The sequence below is a fragment of the Streptomyces hebeiensis genome (assembly GCF_052983195.1).
The window spans coordinates 1,061,544-1,081,729 of the sequence record NZ_CM129812.1 but is presented as its reverse complement, the minus strand read 5'-3'; the positions used below and the strand labels follow the sequence as shown (position 1 = coordinate 1,081,729).

The window sequence follows — 20,186 nt, the reverse complement described above, 5'->3', positions numbered from 1 at the left end:
GCCGTCCGGCGTCGGTGCCGGTCCGGCCCCGCGGCGCGCCGGCCGCACCGCGTCAGCACCACAGGCCCCGCGCGGTGAACACCGCGCGCAGCGTGTCCAGTTGATCGGTCATGATGCCATCCACGCCGAGATCCAGCAGCGCTGCCATTCCGTCCGCCTCGTTGACCGTCCAGACGTGGACCTTCAGGCCGCGCGCGTGCGCCGTCCGCACGAAGCGCTCGTCCACCACCGGGACGCCGTTCTGGGCGCGGGGCACCTGCACGCACACGGCGCCGCGGCGCACCGGCGCCGGGATCCCGTAACCGCGCAGCCTGAGGCCCAGTACCCCCCGTACGCCGTAGGACGTGGCCAGCCGCGGGCCCGCGAGGCGGGCGGCGGCCGCCGCCCGCCGCTCCGAGAAGGAGCCCACGCACACCCGGTCCCAGCAGCCGGTGCGGCGGATCAGCCCGACCAGCGGGATCAGCGCCGGCGCGGCCTTGACGTCCACGTTCCAGCGCGCCTCGGGGAACTCCTCCAGCAGTTCCTCGAAGAGCGGCAGCGGCTCCCGGCCCGCCACCCTGGCCCGGCGTACCTGGGACCACGGCAGATCCACGATCCGGCCCCGGGCGTCGGTCACGCGGTCCAGGGTCGCGTCGTGGAAGGCGACCAGCCGGCCGTCGGCGGTGGCGTGGACATCGGTCTCGAAGTAGCGGTAGCCGAGAGCGGCCGCGCGGCGGAACGCGGCGGCCGTGTTCTCCAGGCCGTCGGACGCCCCGCCGCGGTGCGCGAACGGGATCGGGCCGGGGTGGTCCAGATAGGGATGCTGGGTCAGGGCGCTCACCGCCGCAGTATGGCCCCTCCGGGTGACCCGGCGGCGTCCGGCGTCCGGCCGTCGGACGCCGCCGGGATGGCGAACACGCGCAGGAAGAGCTGGGCGAGCGGCCCGATGGCGAGGGCGTAGGCCACCGTTCCGACGCCCACCGAGCCGCCGAGGACGAATCCCGTCGCGACGACGGCGGCCTCGATCCCGGTCCTGATCAGGCGGACCGAGCGGCCGGTCAGTCGGTGCAGCCCGGTCATCAGGCCGTCACGCGGGCCCGGCCCGAAGCGGGCCGCTATGTACAGGCCGGTGGCCATGCCGTTGAGCCCGACGCCGGCGGCCAGCAGGACGGTCCTGACGACGAGGGTCCGGCCGTCGGGGACCAGCGCCAGAGTGGCGTCGATCGCGAGCCCGACCACGAACACGTTGGACACCGTGCCCAGCCCCGGGCGTTCCCTCATCGGGATCCACAGCAGCAGCACGAGTGCGCCCACGGCGATCGCGACGACCCCCATGCTCAGCCCGGTCAGCTCCGCCAGCCCCTGGTGCAGCACGCCCCAGGGCTCCAGTCCGAGGCCGGCCCGGGCCAGCAGCGCCGAGCTCGCCCCGTACAGCACCAGCCCGGCGTAGAGCTGACCGAGCCGACGGGGCAGACGCCGTCCGCGCAGCCGGGAGGTGAGAGTCGTGGGGGCCATGCCGTTGCCTCCTGGGTGGGATAGTGGACTGGTATGAGCCACCCTGTGGCGGGTGGTGGACGGGCAACCATGTCCAATTCGGGGAAGGTGGACTGATTTCCATGACGCAGTGGACTTCGGCTGTCGGGGCGGCGCAGCTCGCCCGGCAGCTCCTGGCCCAGCGGCCCCGCCCCGCCGCCGGTCCCGGAGCCCGCAGACCACCCGCCTACCGGACCCTGGCCGACGGTATCCGGCTGCTCGTCCTGGAGGGCCGGGTGCCGGTCGCCGCCCGGCTGCCGGCGGAGCGCGAGCTGGCCGCGGCCCTCGGCGTGAGCCGTACGACGGTGGCCGCCGCCTACGAGGCGCTGCGCGGCGAGGGCTTCCTCCAGTCCCGCCGGGGCGCCGGCAGCTGGACGGCCGTACCGGCCGGCAACCCGCTGCCCGCGCGCGGCCTGGAACCCCTGCCGCCGGAGTCCCTGGGCTCGGTGATCGACCTCGGCACCGCCTCGCTGCCCGCCCCCGAACCCTGGCTGAGCCGGGCCGTCCAGGGAGCGCTGGAGGAGCTGCCGCCCTACGCGCACACGCACGGGGACTATCCGGCGGGGCTGCCCGCCCTGCGGCGGACGCTCGCCGAGAGGTACACCGCGCGCGGCGTGCCGACCATGCCCGAGCAGATCATGGTCACCACCGGCGCGATGGGCGCCATCGACGCGATCTGTCATCTCTTCGCCGGGCGCGGGGAGCGGATCGCGGTCGAGTCGCCCAGTTACGCCAACATCCTCCAGCTGATGCGGGAGGCGGGCGCCCGGCTGGTGCCGGTCGCGATGGCGGAGGGGCTGGCGGGCTGGGACTCGGTGCGCTGGCGCCAGGTCCTGCGGGACGCGGCGCCCCGGCTCGCCTATGTCGTCGCCGACTTCCACAACCCGACCGGCGCGCTGGCCGACGAGGACCAGCGGCGTCGGCTGGTGGACGCGGCACGCTCGGCCGGCACGGTGCTCGTGGCCGACGAGACCATGTCCGAGCTGCGGCTGGACGACGACATCGCGATGCCCCGGCCGGTCTGCGCCTTCGACTCCGGAGGCAGCACGGTCATCACCGTCGGCTCGGCCAGCAAGGCGTTCTGGGCGGGGCTGCGGGTCGGCTGGGTGCGCGCCGCGCCCGATGTGATCCGTTCCCTGGTGGCGGCGCGCGCCTACGCCGACCTCGGCACGCCCGTGCTCGAACAGCTGGCGCTGCACTGGCTGATGCGCACCGGTGGCTGGGAGGAGGCGGTCGCCATGCGCCGGGCGCAGGCGCGCGACAACAGGGACGCGCTGGTCGCGGCGGTGCGCGAGCGGCTGCCCGACTGGGAGTTCGCGGTGCCCCACGGCGGGCTGACGCTGTGGGTGCGCACCGGCGGGCTGTCCGGGTCCCGGCTGGCCGAGGTGGGCGAGCGGGTGGGCGTACGGGTGCCGTCGGGACCGCGTTTCGGGGTCGACGGCGCGTTCGAGGGGTACGTACGGCTGCCGTTCACCGTCGGCGGCCCGGTCGCCGACGAGGCGGCGGTCCGGCTGGCGGCCGCCGCGCGCCTGGTGGAGACGGGGGCGAGCACGGGCACGGACGCGCCGCGCACCTTCGTCGCCTGACGAGGCGTCAGGCGACCGGTGCCGAGCCCGTCGCCCGGTCGGCCTCCTGCTCGGGAACCCGCTCCTGCCCCGCGTCCGCCGCCGGCCCGTCGAAGCCGGGCCGGCGGTCCGGCAGCAGGTCCAGCACGGCCCGGCGGCGCGCCTCGGCCGCCTCGTCGTCGAACGGGTCGACGGTCGCCGGGACCTGGAGCCTGAGCACCGGCCCCGCCCCGAGCCGCGCGTACCCCCGGCCCGGCGGCATCTCGTACGGGGGAGTGGTGTGCGGTGGCGCCCCCAGCACCTCGGCCATCCGCACGGGCGGGGCCTGCCCGAGGACGACCCGGGCGCGGGTGTGCGCGTGCACCGTCTCGTGCAGCGCGTCCAGCGCGTCGAGGTGTTCGGCCACCACCACCGTGACCCGCGCGGACCTGCCGTGGCGCAGCGGCACCTGGAGCAGTTCCTGCGGATCCGGCCGCCCCTCGGCCGCGGCCGCCTGGCCGAGGACGGCCGGCCGGTCCAGCAGGATCCACAGCGGCCTGCGGGTGTCCTCCGGCGCGGGCAGGCCCGCCTGCCGGGCCCGGCCCGCGGTGATCAGGCGCCGCTCGGTCTCGTTCGCGGCCCACTCCAGACCGGCCAGCGCGCCCTCCGGTCCGCACTCCACGGCCAGGACACCGCGCCGCCCGGTCAGACAGGCGTACTCCCCGCTCCCGCCGCCGTCCACGACCAGTACGTCGCCGTGGCGCACGGCCTGCAGAGCGATCGAGCGGAGCAGGCTCGTCGTGCCGCCGCCGGGCCGGCCCGCCGCCAGCAGATGCGGCTCGGTCGAGCGCCCCCCGGTCCGCCAGAGGACCGGCGTCAGGTCCTGGGCGGCGCCGTCGACCAGCACGGGCACGGTACGGCGCCCGGCGCCGGGGTCCCCGAAGCCCAGCACGATCTCCTGGGGGACGGTGACGAAGGGCTGGGCGGCGGGGGCGGTGGACAGGGCGGGCAGCACGGTCATCTCCAGTTCGCCCGCCTCCTCGTCCCAGGTGAAGAGGTACTCGCGGCCGCGCCCGCACTTGGCGTACAGCAGTTGTTCGACCCGGCCGCGCTCGTCCGGATCGCTGTCGGGGAAGTGCGCGGGGTACGTCATCCGCAGCCGAGTGGGCCGTCCCTCGGCGTCGAACGCGTAGTCGCTGAACGCCGCGGTCCAGTCGCCGCCGTGGGAGAAGAGCGGATTCGGGTCGTCCGGCACCGCGACGTAGGGCACCAGCGCCTCGTACAGCGATCGCAGCCGCTTCGTCTCCGCCTCCTCGGGCCCGGTCCGCTCGGGGACGCGCTCCCGGCCCTGCCAGCCGGCCACGGCCATCAGCGAGATCAGGCCCAGCGTGGGCCCGTACGGCGTGAACGCGACGAACATCAGGCAGCACGCCGCCGCGAAGACCAACGGCCCGCGCCGGTCCTTGGGCGTGGCGGCCCACTTCCGGTGCGCCGCGGCACTGAGAAGCCGCAGCCCGCGGGCCACGGTGAGCAGCGGGTGGAGTACGTCCGCGACGGTGGCGGCGGCCGTACGGGCCAGCCGGCGGGCCCGCGCGATCCGGCCGCCGCCGCTGGTCGGGACGCGAAGGAGGGGGCGCCGGGCCACGGCTGTCTCCTGACGGTGCTGACGGACGGGGGAGAAGGTCGGAGGGGCAGCAGGACGGAAAGGGGAGGAGACGGTCAGAACTTGATGCCGCCCAGAAGGCTCGCGAGGCTCGCGCTCCCGGCCGTGATGCTCGGTGCGATGGCCGTCCCCGCGAGATAGAAGCCGAAGAGCGCGCAGACCACCGCGTGGGACGCCTTCAGCCCGCCCTTGCGGAAGAAGAGGAAGACGACGATTCCGAGCAGTACGACACCGGACATGGAAAGGACCATGGGGATCTCCTGGCTGTAGTGCGGTCACCGTGCGTGCCCCCATGATCGCCAGAAGTATCTATGTGACAAAAGGTGTAAACGGGTGAAAGATCGTGAATCCCGGCGTGTACGCACGGGCAGTACCCTGTCGGTTCACTCGTACGGCGGCCGTGCCGTACGGGCCCGGATCGGCGCCGCAGAGATGTGACGCGAACACGAGAGGCGGTCCACCCCCATGAGCGACGCACCGGACCCCGAGGTGATCGAACTGGCCGCGAAGGTCTTCGACCTGGCCAGGAGCGGCGAGGCCGGGACGCTCGCCGCGTACGTCGACGCCGGCGTCCCCGCCGACCTCACCAACGACCGGGGCGACTCCCTCGTCATGCTCGCCGCCTACCACGGCCACGCCCCGGCCGTCGAGGCCCTGATCGCCCGCGGCGCCGACGCCGACCGCGCCAACGACCGGGGCCAGACCCCGCTCGCGGGCGCCGTCTTCAAGGGGGAGGAGGCGGTGATCCGCGCGCTCCTCGCCGGCGGGGCCGATCCGAACGGCGGCACCCCGTCCGCCGTGGATACCGCGCGGATGTTTGGGAAGACAGACCTGTTGAAGCTGTTCGGAGCCCAGTGAGCCGGGGTGCCGTAAATGTGGTCGCGGTGGCGAAATGGCTGGGTCATCATGACGTCGGGCCCGCAGGGGGCCCGACGAGAGGCAGGGAAGATGGTCTGCATCAGGCGAAGGACGACGGCCGGTCGAGCGTGCACTCGGGGCGGGGCCTAGGGCGTGTCGCGAAAGTCCCGCCTGGCCGGCGACGCCTGGCACGCCCGCTCGCTGCGTTGTCGGAGTCGTCCAAGTACGTCCAGTACGAGGACGATCCTCCGCCTTGCGATCGCACGCGCCAGACGCCGCCGGCCCCGCCCTTCGGGCGGACGGCGCTACTTTCGCAACACGCCCTAGGGCGTGTTGCGAAAGTCCCGCCTGGCCCCGTCGCGGCGGGCAAACCTTGCCGGTGGCGGCACCAGCGCTCCGGCAGCGGCACCTACACCCCCGGTTGCGTCGACAGCTTGATGTGAGGCTTTTCCGATGTTCGATCCAGTCATAGCGCCGAGCGGCACACTCCTCGGCCTGTTGCAGAGGGGCCGTGGCGACGGCACGCTCCACGCGCTCGCCGCCCCCCGCGCCGAGGCCCTCGCCGCACTCGACCACTGCGTGCTCTACGACCCCCGCCACGACTGGCAGGTCGAGAACCGCTCGCTCTACTACGCACGCCTGTACCTGGATCTCCACGGCGGGCTCGACGCGATCGAGCACCACCTCTTCCGCGCCGAGGACCGGTTCGACACCGAGGAGGTCAGGACCGGGCTGTCGCTGGCCGTGCTCGGCCACCTGGCCTCCTACGGCCGGCGCGACGCGCTCGACCTGCTGCGCCGCTACGCCGAGACCGGCTCCAACTGGGCCTGGGCGCTCGACGAACTGGCGCTGCGCGACGACGACACCGGGCTGCGCGCCCTGGCCGGTCCGGTCCTCGACCGCTTCCCCCGCACCCCTGAAGGAGACGCCGAGCTGGCCGCCGCCGTGCGTGACGCCTTCGAGCCCCGGCCCTGGCGGCTGTGGGCGGACGACCCGCGTGCCGAGATCGGCGCGCGGATCAGGGCAGCCGGTGAACAGGGCTCCTTCGACCGCTGGCAGCGACAGCTCCGGCCGAGCGGACCTCGCCCGGGCTGGAGCGTGGCCGCCGTCTTCGACTGGGCGCAGGAAGGGCTGGAGCGCGGCGGCGAACTGCATCTGCCGGCGGCCCGCTGCCTCACGGCGGTCGCCGGGCCCGGCGACCGCCCGACAATCCTCGAAGCCGCGCGCGGCGGCCCGGACGGGGCCCGCTGCGCGGCCCTCCACTATCTCGCCGAGGCCCGCGACCCGGACGTGCTCGACCTGATCGAAGCGGCAGCCTCCGACCCGTCCCGTACCGTCGCCGACGCGGCGGTGGCCGCGTTCGAGCGGATGTGCGGCGCGGACGCGGTCGACCGGGCGCGCGGCTGGATCCACCGGCCCGACGCCCTCGGGGCCTCCGCCGCGGGCGTGCTCGCCTGCCGGGGCGGTACGCGCGACACCGATCTGGTCCTCGGCGCGCTGCGTGAGACCGTCCGGGCCGAGGGGCCCGACGCCCGGCGGCTGTGGACGCTGGTCGACGGCGCGGGCCGGCTCGGCATCGTCTGCGCGGCGCCCGTGCTGCGCCACGTCTACCGCGAGACCGCCTCGTCCCAACTGCGCGGACGCGCGGCGAAGGCACTGGCCGCCACCGACCCCTCCTACGCCACCGGGTTCGCTGTCGAGTGCCTGTGGGACTGCGAGGAGACCACGCGGGAGATCGCGGCGCTGCACGCCGAGACGGGGGACGCCCGGGTGGCGGAGCGGCTGCGGCGGCTGGCCGCGGACCCGGCCGAGGAGGCCGAGGTGCAGACGGCCGTACGCAGCCGGATCGGTGGCGCGGACGCGGCGGCGCGCTGACCCCGTCCGGGGCGGCGGGACCGGATTTCGTCCAGGCGCCGGGCCCGGGGCGCGCGCGTCGGCCCGGACCCGGGCGTCGCGCTCGCGGCCGCCCCGGCTCCCGTCCGGGCGGCGGGCCGCGGGCCCTCACCGCCGGGCTCCGGGGCGTACCGCCGGGGTCCTGGCGGTCGGCCGGTGGTCGGTCCGCGTGGCGTCGCCACCAATGCTCACGGGACGTTTCCCACGCGGAAAGATCCTCGTTGGCGGGGACACGCTCGGTACGACGACAACACGCATATGCGTGTCGTCATCGTCACCGAGTCCTTCCCGCCCGACGTCAACGGCGTGGCCCACTGCGCCCTCCAGACCGCGCGGCACCTCGCCGCACGCGGTCACGATCCGCTCGTCATCGCGCCGGCCGTCGCCGGCGCCGCCGAGACCGACGCCCCGTGCCCGGTGGTCCGCGTACCGTCCCTGCCGCTGCCCGGCTACCCGCAGGTCCGGGTGGCCCTGCCCAGCCGGCGCGTGGCGGCCACCATCGCCGCGCACCGGGCCGACCTGGTCCACCTGGCCGGGCCCTTCGTCCTCGGCGTACGGGGGATGACGGCCGCGGCGCGGCTGCACGTCCCCGCCGTCGCCGTCTACCAGACCGATCTCGCCGGTTACGCCCGGACGTACGTCGGGGCGGGCGAGGCCGCGGCCTGGCGCCGGATCCGCGCCGTGCACTCCGCGGCCGACCGCACGCTCGCGCCCTCCGGCGCCGCCGTCCAGGACCTCGTCGAGCACGGGGTGCCGCGGGTGCGGTTGTGGCGGCGGGGTGTGGACACCGTACGGTTCCGGCCCGAGCTGCGCGACGAGGCGCTGCGCCGGCGGCTGGCGCCGGACGGGGAGCTGATCGTCGGGTACGTCGGCCGGCTGGCGCCCGAGAAGCAGGTCGAGCTGCTGGCCGGCGTGTGCGAGCTGCCCGGCGTGCGGGTCGTGATCGTCGGGGACGGCCCCAGCGAGGCATCGCTGCGCGGCGCGCTGCCCGGCGCCGTCTTCCTCGGCCGGCGGACCGGCGCGGAACTGGCGCGGACCTTCGCCTCCTTCGACGTGTTCGCGCACACCGGGCCGTACGAGACCTTCTGCCAGACCGTGCAGGAGGCCATGGCCGCCGGGGTGCCGGTGATCGCGCCCGCCGCCGGCGGCCCGCTGGACCTGGTGGACCACGGACGTACGGGCCTGCTGGTCACCCCGCACGACGCCGGCGCCGTCACGGCGGCGGTACGGGAGCTGGCCCGGGCCCCCGCGCTCCGCGCGGCCTACGGGCGCGCGGGCCGGGCCACCGTAGAGGGCCGGACCTGGGAGACCGTGGGGGACCAGCTGCTCGGCCACTACGACGAGGTGCTCGGAGCGCGTACGGCGGTGGTCGCGTGAGCGGGCTGCGGATCGTACGGCTGGCGAACTTCGTCACCCCGTCCTCCGGCGGGCTGCGCACCGCGCTGCGGGAGCTGGGCCGCGGGTACCTGGCGGCCGGGCACCGGCCGGTGCTGATCGTGCCGGGTGACCGGGAGACCGACGAGGACACCGCGCAGGGCCGGGTGATCACTCTGCCGGGGCCGGTGCTGCCGGGCACCGGCGGTTACCGGGTGCTGACGGCACGGCGGCGGCTGCGGACCGTGCTGGAAGACCTCGGCACCGACCGGCTGGAGGTCTCCGACCGCACCACGCTGCGCTGGACGGGGGAGTGGGCACGGCGCCACCGGGTGCCCTCCGTGATGGTCTCCCACGAGACCGCGGACGGGGTGCTGCGCACCTGGGGAGTGCCGGGGACGGCGGCGGAGCGCGCGGCCGACCGGCTGAACGCGCGCAGCGCGTGGGCGTACTCCCGGATCGTGTGCACGACGGAGTGGGCGGAGCGGGAGTTCCGGCGCATCGGCGCGCGCAATGTGGTGCGGGCGCCGCTCGGCGTGGACCTGGTCCGCTGCCGGCCGGACCGGCGGTCGGCGGGCGTGCGGGAGCGGTACGCGCGCGGCGCCGACGTCCTGCTGCTGCTCGGGTCACGGCTGTCGGTGGAGAAGCGGCCGGGCACCGCGCTCGACACGCTGGCGGAGCTGCGGGCGCGTGGCGTGCGGGCGGTGCTGGTCGTCGCCGGGGACGGGCCGCTGCGCGGTGGGCTGGTCCGGCGGGCCCGGGAGCGGGGGCTGCCCGCGCACTTCCTGGGACACGTGGGCGACCGCGCGGAGATGGCCGCGCTCCAGGCGTCCGCGGACATCTGCCTGGCGCCCGGCCCGGCCGAGACGTTCGGGCTGTCGGCGCTGGAGTCGCTCGCCTGCGGCACCCCGGTGGTCGCGAGCGCGTCGTCGGCGCTGCCGGAGGTGATCGGCGACGCGGGGGTGGCGGCGACGGACACGGCGCCCGCGTTCGCCGACGGCGTCGAGGACCTGCTGTCCCGCCCGGAGCGCGGGCGCCGCGCGGCCGCGCGCGACCGCGCGGAGCTGTTCGGCTGGGACCGGGCGGTGGCGGCGTTCCTCGCGGCCCACGACGTACCGCTGCCGAGGATCCCGGCCCCGCGCGGTCCGGGCGGAGCGGCGAGATGACGTCCGGCGACCGGCCCCGGCCGGGCGGGACCGGGGTGCACGACGAACGCGACGTGACGCGGGTACGGTCCCGGAGGCAACCGGAGCCGGGTCCGCCCGGGGCCCTTCCGTCAGCGCCGCCGCCCGCGCGTCCACAGCGGCGGGCCGTGCCGCCCGCGTGCCCGAGTGGCCCTGCCGGATCTGCCGGATCCGCGGATCTCGCGACGGACGTCGTCCCGGGTGGCCTCGGGACGCCGGCCGGACCCGGGTGCGATGCTCGGACTGCCCGCGCCCCTCGCGCGCCCGCTCGCGCGGCGGGCACCGGCGAGCGCCTGGACCCGCGGGCCGAGCAGGCCGTCTCCCGGGCACTCGGCGTGCTGTCCCCGGGTGTCCCCGCCCCCGCCGCCACGAAAGGCGCCCCCACCGCCCCCGCGACGAGAATGGGGGGATGACCGCACAGACCGGACGCTGGGAGTTCTGGATCGACCGGGGCGGCACCTTCACCGATGTCGTCGGACGACGCCCGGACGGCCGGCTCGTCACCCGCAAGCTGCTCTCCCACCACCCCGAGCGGTACCAGGACGCCGCCGTCGCCGGCATCCGGCTGCTGCTCGGCCTCGGCCCGCGCGAGACGATCCCCGCCGACCGGATCGACATCGTCAAGATGGGCACGACCGTGGCCACCAACGCACTCCTCGAGCGGCGCGGCGAGCCGACCGTCCTGCTGATCACCGAGGGCTTCCGGGACGCCCTGCGCATCGCCTACCAGAACCGGCCCCGCCTCTTCGAGCGGCACATCGTGCTGCCCGAGGCCGTCTACGACCGCGTCATCGAGGTCCCCGAACGCGTCGACGCCCGGGGCGACACCGTACGGCCCCTCGACACGGACGCACTCACCGAGGGGCTGCGCGCCGCCCACGCCGACGGGTTCCGCGCCGCCGCCGTCGTCCTCATGCACGGCTACCGCCACCCCGCACACGAGAAGGCCGTCGCCGACGCCGCCCGCGCCGCCGGCTTCACCCAGGTCAGCTGCTCGCACGAGGTCAGCCCGCTCATCAAGATCGTGCCGCGCGGCGACACCACCGTCGTGGACGCCTACCTCTCGCCGATCCTGCGCCGCTACGTGGACGAGATCGCCTCCGAACTGCGCTCCGTCCGCCTGATGTTCATGCAGTCCAACGGCGGCCTGCGGGAAGCCGCCCACTTCCGCGGCAAGGACGCCGTCCTGTCCGGACCGGCCGGTGGCGTCGTCGGCATGGCGCGCACGTCGCGGCAGGCCGGCCACGACCGCGTCATCGGCTTCGACATGGGCGGCACCTCCACCGACGTCTCGCACTACGCGGGCGAGTTCGAACGCGAACTGGGCACCCAGGTGGCCGGGGTGCGGATGCGCGCCCCCATGATGAGCATCCACACCGTCGCGGCGGGCGGCGGCTCGGTCCTCCACTTCGACGGACAGCGCTACCGCGTCGGCCCCGACTCCGCCGGCGCGGAGCCCGGCCCGGCCTGCTACCGGCGCGGCGGCCCCCTCACCGTCACCGACGCCAATGTGATGCTCGGCCGCATCCAGCCCGCCCACTTCCCGGCGGTGTTCGGCCCGGACGCCGACCAGCCGCTGGACACCGACGTGGTGCGGGAGCGCTTCGCGGCCCGCGCCGAGGAGGTGCGCGCGGCGACGGGGACGCGCCGTACGCCCGAGGAGGTGGCCGCCGGCTACCTGGAGATCGCGGTCCTGAACATGGCGAACGCGGTGAAGAAGATCTCCGTACAGCGCGGGCACGACATCACCCGCTACGCCCTCACCAGCTTCGGCGGGGCGGGCGGCCAGCACGCGTGCGCGGTCGCCGACGTCCTCGGGGTCGACACCGTCCTCGTGCCCCCGCTCGCCGGAGTGCTGTCCGCGTACGGCATCGGGCTCGCCGACGCCACCGCCATGCGGGAGCGGTCCGTGGAGGCCGAGCTGGACGACCGTACGGAGCGCCGGGTGCGCGAGCTGTGCGCGTCACTCGCCGAGCGGACCAGGGCCGAACTGCGCGCCGACCGGGTCCCGGACGACGCCGTCACCACCCACGCGCGGGTGCTGCTGCGGTACGCGGGTACGGACGCGAGCCTGCCGGTCGAGCTGGCGGACGCCACCGCCATGACCGAGGCGTTCGCCGACCTCCACCGCACCCGGTACGGCTTCACGACGGACAAACCCCTGGTCGTGGCGGCCGTCTCGGTCGAAGCCGTGGGAGCGGCGGGGCCGCACACCTCGTACGAGCCACCGCGCTCCGACGCGCCCGGCGGAGGCGGACCGTACGCCACCGTACGGATGTTCACGGACGGTGGGGTACGGGACGTCCCGCTGCACCGCCGCGACGACCTGCGCCCCTCCGACACCGTCACCGGGCCCGCCGTGATCGCCGAGTCCGACGCCACCACCGTGGTCGACCCCGGCTGGCGGGCGGTGGCGGCCGATTCGGGGCATCTGGTGCTGACCCGGGTGACCCCACGGCCCGGGCGCGTCGCGGTCGGTACGGACGTCGACCCCGTTCTCCTGGAGGTCTTCAACAGCCTCTTCATGGCGATCGCCGAGCAGATGGGCGTCCGCCTGGAGAACACCGCGCACTCCGTCAACATCAAGGAACGGCTCGACTTCTCCTGCGCGCTGTTCGACGCCGACGGCAACCTGATCGCCAACGCGCCGCACATCCCCGTGCACCTCGGTTCGATGGGCGAGTCCATCAAGGAGGTGCTGCGCAGGCGGCGCGGCGCCGGAAGCCGCGAGGACGAGGACGACGAGACCGGGCGCACGCTGCGGCCGGGTGATGTGTACGCCGTCAACGACCCGTACCACGGCGGCACCCATCTGCCCGATGTGACCGTCGTGACCCCGGTCTTCGACGAGCGGGGCGAGCGGCCGGCGTTCCTGGTGGCCTCGCGCGGCCATCACGCGGAGATCGGCGGCATCTCCCCCGGTTCCATGCCCGCCTTCAGTTCGACCGTGCACGAGGAGGGCGTCCTCTTCGACAACTGGCTGCTCGTCCGGGACGGCCGGTTCCGGGAGGCGGAGACGCGCCGGCTGCTCACCGGCGCGCGGTACCCCTCCCGCGACCCGGACACCAACCTCGCCGACCTGCGCGCCCAGATCGCCGCCAACGAGAAGGGCATCGCGGAACTGCGGAAGATGACCGCGCAGTTCGGCGTCGAGGCCGTCCAGGCGTACATGGGGCACGTGCGGCGCAACGCCGAGGAGTCGGTCCGCCGGATCGTCGCGGAACTGCGCGACGGCTCCTGCCGGTACGAGACCGACGGCGGCGCCGTCATCGCGCTCGCCCTGCGCGTGGACCGCGAGGCGCGCTCCGCCGTCCTGGACTTCACCGGCACCTCGCCCCAGCTGCCCGGCAACTTCAACGCCCCGACGTCCGTGGTGATGGCCGCGGTGCTCTACGTCTTCCGGACACTGGTGGCCGACGACATCCCGCTCAACAGCGGCTGCCTGGAGCCGCTGGAGGTCCGCGTGCCGGACGGATCGATGCTCGCGCCCGCCTACCCGGCGGCCACGGTCGCCGGCAACGTGGAGACCTCCCAGGCCGTCACCGGGGCGCTGTACGCGGCGCTCGGCGTCCAGGCGGAGGGCTCGGGGACGATGAACAACCTCACATTCGGCAACGACCGGGTGCAGTACTACGAGACCGTGGCGAGCGGTTCCGGCGCGGGCGACGGCTTCGACGGCGCGGACGCCGTCCAGACCCATATGACCAACTCGCGGCTCACCGACCCGGAGGTGCTGGAGTGGCGCTACCCCGTGCGGGTCGAATCCTTCTCCGTACGGGAGGGCAGCGGCGGCGCCGGCGGGTGGCGGGGCGGCGACGGCGCCGTACGGTGCCTGCGCTTCCTGGAGCCGATGACCGTGACGCTGCTGGGCGGCCACCGCAGGGTGCCCCCGTACGGAATGGCGGGCGGCGGGGCGGGGGCGCTCGGCGAGAACGAGATCCACCGGGCGGACGGCGCGGTCGAGCCGCTGCGGGGCGTCGACACGGTGGAGGCCGGCCCGGACGACGTCCTGGTCGTCCGCACACCCGGCGGCGGGGGATACGGGCCGCCGGGGTGACGGAGAAACCCTCGCCGGCCGGTCTTCGGGGGCCCGTGAAGACCGGCCGGCCAGGACCTCGGCCCCGCTGTCCGGCGTCACGTCACCGGTCCCCGGTCGGCCCCGTCCGGCCCGCCACCACCTCCACCAGGTCCGCGCGGCCCCGGGAGTTGAGCCGGAGGATCGGGACCGCCTTGTCGCGCGGATTGCCGTTGTTGCGGAAGGAGAGGAAGCCGCTCGCACCCGCCACCGGCTGGCCGTCCATCTGGTGGAACATCCGGCCCACCGCCCTTCCCGTCACATCCGGCCCGCCGGCGGCCAGTTCGATGCCATGGGCGGCGGTGAGGACGGCGTCGTGAGCCATGATGTCCTGGCCGTCGTAGCGGTCGTCACCGGGGAACCACCGGTCCATCCGCCCGCCCTTCTGGAAATGGCTCGCCGACAGCTCGGACACCTTGTCAGGGGCGTCGCTCCACATGTCGCGGTGCGCGAGACCCGTGTAGAGGACGCGAACGGCCCGCTGGGAGGCGAGTTCGATCTGTTCGCGGTTGAGGTTCGAGGTGTCGTCGCCGGCGACCACCGTGAAGGTCCGGTCCGTGCAGCTGCGGTTGGCCAGCGCGTCCAGGAAATGGGTGAGATGGCGGCCACGGCCCGCGAAGAAGATGACCTCCGGCTTCTTGTCGCAGATGTTCACGGGGATGTTGCGCAGCTCGGTCTTCCAGACCCCCGGTGCTCCCGAGGAGTCGAACGTCATGCTCTCCGCGGCCAGTTCGCGCCGGCCGTCGGGGAACGCCTCGACGAACGCCTTGGCCAGGCTCTTCGCGTACAGGTTGCGGCCCGCCATGTCCTGGACGACGACCGCCCGGCGGAAGCCCGCCTTCTTCAGGTAGTTCGCGGCGGCGTACGCCTCGGCCACGTTGTCGGGCCCGACCCGCACGAAGCCTGGGATGTTCTGGATGGTGGTGTCGCTCATCGTGCTGGCGACCGTGGCGATCCCGTGCTCCGAGAGTTTCCTCAGCGCGGCCAGATTGCGGTCGGTGCTGGGACCGAGTCCGGTCACGGCGACCAGCTTGTCGTCGGTCGTCGTACGGTCGATCAGCTCGTCGACGGTGTGCTCCCATTCGGCGGAGCTGCTGCCCGTGTTGGCCACCAGCAGCCGGATCTTGGGGGAGGAGGACAGGTCCCCGCGGTTGTGCCGGTACTGCGCGAGGTAAGCGCCCTCCAGCTCGTGCCGCACCGAATCCTCCGAGTTGCTGTCGTCGTCGGTGAGGGTGAAGGAAGTCATGTACGCGACGCTCACATACGGTTCCTTCTTCTTCTCGGCGTCCGCGACGACCTGGTCGTTCTCCTTCCGGATCCGCTCCTCCACCAGCTCCAGGTGGTCGGCGAAGACCCACGAGCCGTCGGTGACCCCCACGCACTCGCCGCCGTCCCCCCGTTTCACGACGCCGTCCGCGCAGCGCGCCCTGACGTCCCCGATCCGGTCGACGGCCAGCGGGATTCCCACCGCGAGCACGGCGACGACGGCCACGGCGATCACGACCCGGCGGACGACGTGCAACGGCCATTCGAGTCTGCGCATCCGGCTCTCACCCCTCGCTCGTGGACGTCAGCGGATGGCGCCAGTGCCGATAGCGCTCCGCCTCGTTGAACAGGGCCACGACATCGTTCCTCCGCAGCCGCGACAGCTGGTTGAAACCGTCCGCGATCAGATCGGTGAGCCGCATCCCGGGGTCGGCGAGCGGATCGCTCCACACCCATCGGGCCGTGACCAGCTCCCGTATCACCGACTCCGCGCCGAGCCCCCGGTCGCCGGTGCCCGCGCCGAGATCCGCCAGCAGCTCCAGCGGGCCGCCGGCGGAACCGAACCGGTTGGGCGCCGCCGTGATCGCGCCGAACTCGCTGATCCACTGGGCCGCGGGCACCACCGGGAAGCGATCGATCAGATAGCCCGTCACCTCGTCGATCCGGCCCCAGGCCAGCCGGTGGTACATCTCCTGGACCGGGCGTCCCTCGGTCCGGAAGTGCTCCGCGAGCAGTTCGTGCACCGTGTCCCAGTCGTCCGGGCGCCGCGCCAGCCGCCACAGCAGCAGCCGGCGCGGCCAGGGGTGCAGGGCCGGCGTCACGGTCTCGGGCCCGAGCAGCAGCCAGCGGGCGCGGATCTCCCCGAACAGGGTGTCCCCGGGGCTGAGCACGCGGACGCCGACGGACAGGTCACGAGCGGCGGCGCATTCGGCGAGCGTGCGCCGGCGCCCCTCGTCGAGCCCCTGGAGCAGGTGGTCCAGAGCGGCGTCGGCGAGGGTCGGCGCGCTCTCCCCCTCGCGCAGCGTCCGGTCGGGCAGGGTCCGCAGCCAGCGGTCCTGCTCCGATCCGTCCGCCGGCGCGCCGGAGTACCGGAAGGTGTCGAGCACCTGGCGCACCGCGCGCGGCAGCCCGTGGGTCAGTCGGTGCACGAACGGCGCCAGCCGGGTGAACGGCGCGAGATCGGGGTGGTGGCGCAGCTCCAGCTCGATCCGGACGCGCACCTCGTCGAGGTTGAGGTCGCGCAGCCGCAGCGGGTACCACCAGGTGTCGTCGCTGTCGCGCGTCGGCCGGTGCTCGCTCCAGTCCGGCAGGGAGGCCCGGTCGGGGACGCGCGGCCGCCACGGCCACGCCTCGCCCGTGGCGGTGCCCCAGCGGGGCAGCCAGCGGTTCGAACTCGCGACCACGGTCAGCGGGTCACAGGGCAGATCGGCGACGACCGTGTCGTCGTGCCGGGCGCGGATCAGCAGGTCCACGAAGCGGCGGCCGTACTCCGTGTGGCAGTTGTCCAGCAGGAGCAGGTACGAACGGGGCGTGAACGAGCGGGCCGTGTTGCGCCGCAGGTCCGCCAGGAACGCCGAGAACAGCACCCGGTCCAGCCGCTCCCCGTCGGCCGCGTCACCGCCGTGCCGCCACAGGTTCAGCTCGACCAGCGCCTCCCACGGGTCGCTGCTCCGGATGAGCCGGTGCTCTCCGTACCAGGAGGCACCGGCGGTGAACTTGACGCCGGGCATCCGCCGGCGCCCGATCCGCACGGCGTCCCGCAGCACGGCGACCGCCGCGGTGGAAGCGCCCTCGGGCGCCCCCACCGCGCCGGCGGCCACCTCGAAGAACGCGGCGAGATAGTCGCCGTGGCGGGCCTCCGCCTGCTCCTGGAACTCCTCCAGCTCGCGCCGGATGGTGCGCCTGCCCTGGGCCAGGCTGGTCATCCGCAGCTCGTGGTCGGAGGCCAGCAGCCCCAGCGTCAACCGCGGGAAGTGCGAGCGCCGGTACCGGGGGAGCTTGCGCTCCAGCTGCCGGGCGAGCAGCGCCAGGCCGTAACGCGGCAGGAGCGCGTGCTCCCCGGCGAAGTTGACATACGCGAACGGGTGCTCGGGCCCGAAACGCTCCATCAGCGTGCTGTGCACCTCGCTGGCGCCACTGCCCCGGGGACCCAGCAGGATCGTCACGGGCCGCTCCGCCGTCGGCGGCTGCTCCAGGCACTCGTCGACGAGCGAGACGACCGCCCGGCGGCCCCGCAGGCCGATGCCCACCCCTGATTCCGTCATACGCCCCAGCTCCCCCGTAGCCTCGGCGACCCCCACGGACTTCCATGGGACGACACAGAAGAGTTTATCGCGGAGGTATGACAACCGACGCTGCTTTTGCGGCGGTTGGTGCGCCACGGAACCGAGGTGGCCCCCGCCGGTCCCCGGACCGGCACGGTCCGGCCGCGGCGACGGTGCCGCGGCCTTCACGTGTGCCGGACGTCATGACGGACGGCGGCCTGTCCCGCCCCTGGGCGGGGCTCCTAGGACGCTGCCTGGTCCCGCCGCCACTGCGCCGGCGAGTTCCTCGTCGCCGGGTCCTCGTACGAACCCGCCTTCCCGCGGTCGACGTGGAACGTGGTGAGCGTCGTCACCGGGGAGACCGGGTCGCGGCGGTCGCCGATCACCCGCATGTGCGCGCTGAAGCGCCGCGGCGTGACCTCGTAGACGTCGTAGCCGTAGCGGTTGCCCTCGAAGTACTTCAGGTGCGGATTGGCCGCGCCCATGACCGGGCCGTTGGTCCGGTTCCAGTCCGCGGAGTAGGCGCCCGACGTGATCGAGTGCGCCGTGAACTCCGTACCGATGACCGGTGACGACGTGTCGTCGAAGTCCGGCCGGATGTCGTCCACGAAGGCGGAGTGCCAGTCGCCGGTGACGACGACGAGGTCCTCCAGGCCGCTGGTGTGGACGTGGTTCAGGACTTCCTCGCGCTCGGCGAGGAAGCCGTCCCACTGGTCGGTGAACATGTACGGGCCGCCCGGCCGGCCGCGCAGCTGGCTGAGCATGATCGAATTCGCCCAGACGTGCCAGGAGTCGGGGGCGCCGTCGACATTCCGCTTCAGCCAGGACTTCTGCTCGGCTCCCAGGATGGTCCCGTCGGCCAGATTCTGTGCCGAGCGGTACGAGCGCAGATCGAGGATCGTCAGTTCCAGCAGGTCGCCCCAGCGGCGGGTCCGGTGGATCACGGGGTCGGGGAGGGACCGGGTGCCGGCGTCGCGGTGCGGCATGTTCTCGTACCAGGCCTGGTACGCGGCCGCGCGGCGCTGCAGGAAGGGGGCGCCGCCGCCCGTACCGGAGTAGTCGTTGGCGACCTCGTGGTCGTCCCACGTCAGGAACCAGGGGTGGGCGGCGTGGGCGTCCCGCAGCGAGGCGTCGCCCTTGTAGAGGGCGTGGCGGCGGCGGTAGTCGGCGACCGTGAAGACCGCCGGGCCCTCGTGGTCGCGGACGACGTCGGCGGGGACGCCGCCGACCTGGCCGTGCTCGTAGATGTAGTCGCCGAGGTGGAGGACGAAGTCGACGTCCTCCCGGGCGATGCCCCGGTGGGCGGCGTAGAAACCGTCGTGGAACGCCTGGCAGTTGGCGGCGACGAAGCGTACGGAGGCGATGTCACCGACGGGCGCGGTCTTCGTCCGCCCGGTGCGGCTGGTTCTGCCGAGGGCCTTGAAGGCGTACCAGTAGCGGGTGTCGGACGACAGCCCGGAGACGGGCACGTGCACGCTGTGGCCGAGCGTCGCGGAGGCGGGGACGGTGCCGCGGGCGACGACGCGCCGCATCCGGGGATCGGCGGCGACGACCCACTCGACCTCCACGATCTCGGGCAGTCGCTGCTCGGCGGCGAGCGGCTCCGGCGCCAGGCGGGTCCACAGGACCACGCTGTGGGGCTGCGGATCCCCGGATGCGACGCCGAGGGTGAACGGCGCGGGATCGTAGTCCGCCCCGAGCGCCTCGGCGGCCTCGCGGGCCTGGGCGGGCGAGAGCCCCGCGCTCAGCGGCCAGGCGAGGTTCAGCGCTCCGGCCGCGCCGGCGGCCTTGAGCAGATCACGTCGGTCGAGCCCGGTCATTTGTCTCCCCCGGTGGCGGTCAAGGTGAGCGATATCGCGTCGGCGTAGCCGTCGTTGGACGTCCCGCCGCCGCTGCGGGTGAGGACGAGCAGCACGCGCGCCGTACGCGCGCCGGGCGGAACCGCCGCCGACGCGGTGCGCTCCACGAGGGCGGTACGCGACTGGCGCTCGGCGGCGGTCACCGGGCCGAGCACGGAGAGCGCGAGCGGCGTGCCCCTGCCGTCCCTGAACTCCACGGAGAGGCGGGCGCCGTCCTCCTGTCCGGCGTATCCGCCGAGCCAGCCGGCGAGCGTGTACCGCACCCGGCCCGCGTCGACGCGCGCCCGCCCGGTCCTGCCCCGCGCGGGCAGGACGATGTCCTGGACGAGGCTGGTGAGCGGGCTGTTCCCGCCGGAGAAGAACCGGCTGCCCCGGGCCGGCGGCCCCGGGTCGGCGGGGGTCGGGTAGCCGCCGCCGAGGCTGTACGCGATCAACGCGGGCGCCCCGTCCCGTACCTCCCACCCCGTCACTTTCTCCACCGGCTCCGCGGACCCGCCGGGCCCGCTCTCGGCATTGCCGTTCACCACGAGATTCACTCGCGCCTCCCCAGTTCCGACTTCGGCATGCGCATATCAGCAGCCAAGAATGAACTGACGAGGACACGCGGGGGAACAGTGACTCCGGCGTGGGCGGGCTGCCACGGCCGCCGACGGGGCGGTCGGAACACGCGGCCGGGGCGCCGACCGGCCGGAAG

At 74.3% G+C, this 20,186-nt stretch carries 14 protein-coding genes; 6 read left to right on the top strand and 8 right to left on the bottom strand.

Annotation, left to right across the window (positions count from 1 at the left end; genetic code table 11):
- Nucleotides 1-52: 52 nt before the first annotated feature.
- A complete protein-coding gene (locus ACU6P3_RS04570) occupies nucleotides 53-820 on the bottom strand; it encodes a glycerophosphodiester phosphodiesterase family protein (protein ID WP_447196034.1) in 768 nt (255 codons plus the stop codon).
- Complete coding sequence (gene yczE, locus ACU6P3_RS04565) at nucleotides 817-1,494, bottom strand: membrane protein YczE (RefSeq protein ID WP_447196033.1); 678 nt, start codon at nucleotides 1,492-1,494, stop codon at nucleotides 817-819. The genes ACU6P3_RS04570 and yczE overlap by 4 nt, the downstream gene beginning before the upstream one ends.
- Before the next feature lie 101 nt (nucleotides 1,495-1,595).
- Here yczE and ACU6P3_RS04560 point away from each other — a divergent pair, with 101 nt between their 5' ends.
- A complete protein-coding gene (locus tag ACU6P3_RS04560; protein WP_447196032.1) occupies nucleotides 1,596-3,098 on the top strand; it encodes an SCO1417 family PLP biosynthesis transcription factor in 1,503 nt (500 codons plus the stop codon).
- 7 nt (nucleotides 3,099-3,105) lie between these two features.
- Here ACU6P3_RS04560 and ACU6P3_RS04555 read toward each other — a convergent pair whose 3' ends face one another.
- Together ACU6P3_RS04555 and ACU6P3_RS04550 are read right to left on the bottom strand one after the other, a co-directional pair.
- A complete protein-coding gene (locus ACU6P3_RS04555; RefSeq protein ID WP_447196031.1) occupies nucleotides 3,106-4,701 on the bottom strand; it encodes an RraA family protein in 1,596 nt (531 codons plus the stop codon).
- 74 nt (nucleotides 4,702-4,775) lie between these two features.
- Complete coding sequence (locus ACU6P3_RS04550) at nucleotides 4,776-4,970, bottom strand: hypothetical protein (RefSeq protein ID WP_030757066.1); 195 nt, start codon at nucleotides 4,968-4,970, stop codon at nucleotides 4,776-4,778.
- A 214-nt stretch (nucleotides 4,971-5,184) separates the two neighbouring features.
- Here ACU6P3_RS04550 and ACU6P3_RS04545 point away from each other — a divergent pair, with 214 nt between their 5' ends.
- The 5 genes from ACU6P3_RS04545 to ACU6P3_RS04525 all read left to right on the top strand — a co-directional run bounded on the left by ACU6P3_RS04545 (nucleotide 5,185) and on the right by ACU6P3_RS04525 (nucleotide 14,085).
- Nucleotides 5,185-5,577, top strand: a complete 393-nt coding sequence (locus ACU6P3_RS04545; RefSeq protein ID WP_447196030.1) for an ankyrin repeat domain-containing protein — start codon at nucleotides 5,185-5,187, stop codon at nucleotides 5,575-5,577.
- Nucleotides 5,578-6,030: 453 nt separating this feature from the next.
- Nucleotides 6,031-7,452, top strand: coding sequence for a HEAT repeat domain-containing protein (locus ACU6P3_RS04540; protein WP_447196029.1), 1,422 nt, complete (start codon nucleotides 6,031-6,033; stop codon nucleotides 7,450-7,452).
- A 276-nt stretch (nucleotides 7,453-7,728) separates the two neighbouring features.
- Complete coding sequence (locus tag ACU6P3_RS04535) at nucleotides 7,729-8,847, top strand: glycosyltransferase family 4 protein (protein ID WP_447196028.1); 1,119 nt, start codon at nucleotides 7,729-7,731, stop codon at nucleotides 8,845-8,847.
- Nucleotides 8,844-10,010: a glycosyltransferase gene (locus ACU6P3_RS04530; RefSeq protein WP_447196027.1), complete on the top strand. Its 1,167-nt coding sequence runs from the start codon at nucleotides 8,844-8,846 to the stop codon at nucleotides 10,008-10,010. Before ACU6P3_RS04535 ends, ACU6P3_RS04530 begins: the two co-directional genes overlap by 4 nt.
- Nucleotides 10,011-10,437: 427 nt before the next feature.
- Nucleotides 10,438-14,085 (top strand): hydantoinase B/oxoprolinase family protein, encoded by a 3,648-nt coding sequence (locus ACU6P3_RS04525; RefSeq protein WP_447196026.1) that lies wholly within the window; start codon nucleotides 10,438-10,440, stop codon nucleotides 14,083-14,085.
- Between the two features lie 82 nt (nucleotides 14,086-14,167).
- On the opposite strand, the gene ACU6P3_RS04520 is transcribed toward ACU6P3_RS04525, so the two are convergent.
- The 4 genes from ACU6P3_RS04520 to ACU6P3_RS04505 all read right to left on the bottom strand — a co-directional run bounded on the left by ACU6P3_RS04520 (nucleotide 14,168) and on the right by ACU6P3_RS04505 (nucleotide 20,028).
- Nucleotides 14,168-15,646 carry a type 1 periplasmic-binding domain-containing protein gene (locus ACU6P3_RS04520; protein ID WP_447196025.1) on the bottom strand — a complete coding sequence of 493 codons (1,479 nt, stop codon included), beginning with the start codon at nucleotides 15,644-15,646 and terminating at the stop codon, nucleotides 14,168-14,170.
- 7 nt (nucleotides 15,647-15,653) lie between these two features.
- The gene (locus tag ACU6P3_RS04515) at nucleotides 15,654-17,633 is read right to left on the bottom strand and encodes a hypothetical protein (protein ID WP_447196024.1); all 1,980 of its coding nucleotides are present in this window, start codon (nucleotides 17,631-17,633) and stop codon (nucleotides 15,654-15,656) included.
- 242 nt (nucleotides 17,634-17,875) lie between these two features.
- Complete coding sequence (locus ACU6P3_RS04510) at nucleotides 17,876-19,453, bottom strand: alkaline phosphatase D family protein (protein ID WP_344285612.1); 1,578 nt, start codon at nucleotides 19,451-19,453, stop codon at nucleotides 17,876-17,878.
- The gene (locus ACU6P3_RS04505) at nucleotides 19,450-20,028 is read right to left on the bottom strand and encodes a phosphoesterase (protein ID WP_447196023.1); all 579 of its coding nucleotides are present in this window, start codon (nucleotides 20,026-20,028) and stop codon (nucleotides 19,450-19,452) included. The genes ACU6P3_RS04510 and ACU6P3_RS04505 overlap by 4 nt, the downstream gene beginning before the upstream one ends.
- Nucleotides 20,029-20,186: the final 158 nt, after the last annotated feature.

Bases quoted from the DNA above. Each gene is read 5' to 3' on its own strand.
- yczE (WP_447196033.1), bottom strand. From the start codon at position 1,494: ATGGCCCCCACGACTCTCACCTCCCGGCTGCGCGGACGGCGTCTGCCC.
- ACU6P3_RS04560 (WP_447196032.1), top strand. From the start codon at position 1,596: ATGACGCAGTGGACTTCGGCTGTCGGGGCGGCGCAGCTCGCCCGGCAG.
- ACU6P3_RS04550 (WP_030757066.1), bottom strand. From the start codon at position 4,970: ATGGTCCTTTCCATGTCCGGTGTCGTACTGCTCGGAATCGTCGTCTTC.
- ACU6P3_RS04545 (WP_447196030.1), top strand. From the start codon at position 5,185: ATGAGCGACGCACCGGACCCCGAGGTGATCGAACTGGCCGCGAAGGTC.
- ACU6P3_RS04540 (WP_447196029.1), top strand. From the start codon at position 6,031: ATGTTCGATCCAGTCATAGCGCCGAGCGGCACACTCCTCGGCCTGTTG.
- ACU6P3_RS04535 (WP_447196028.1), top strand. From the start codon at position 7,729: ATGCGTGTCGTCATCGTCACCGAGTCCTTCCCGCCCGACGTCAACGGC.
- ACU6P3_RS04525 (WP_447196026.1), top strand. From the start codon at position 10,438: ATGACCGCACAGACCGGACGCTGGGAGTTCTGGATCGACCGGGGCGGC.
- ACU6P3_RS04520 (WP_447196025.1), bottom strand. From the start codon at position 15,646: ATGCGCAGACTCGAATGGCCGTTGCACGTCGTCCGCCGGGTCGTGATC.
- ACU6P3_RS04515 (WP_447196024.1), bottom strand. From the start codon at position 17,633: ATGACGGAATCAGGGGTGGGCATCGGCCTGCGGGGCCGCCGGGCGGTC.
- ACU6P3_RS04510 (WP_344285612.1), bottom strand. From the start codon at position 19,453: ATGACCGGGCTCGACCGACGTGATCTGCTCAAGGCCGCCGGCGCGGCC.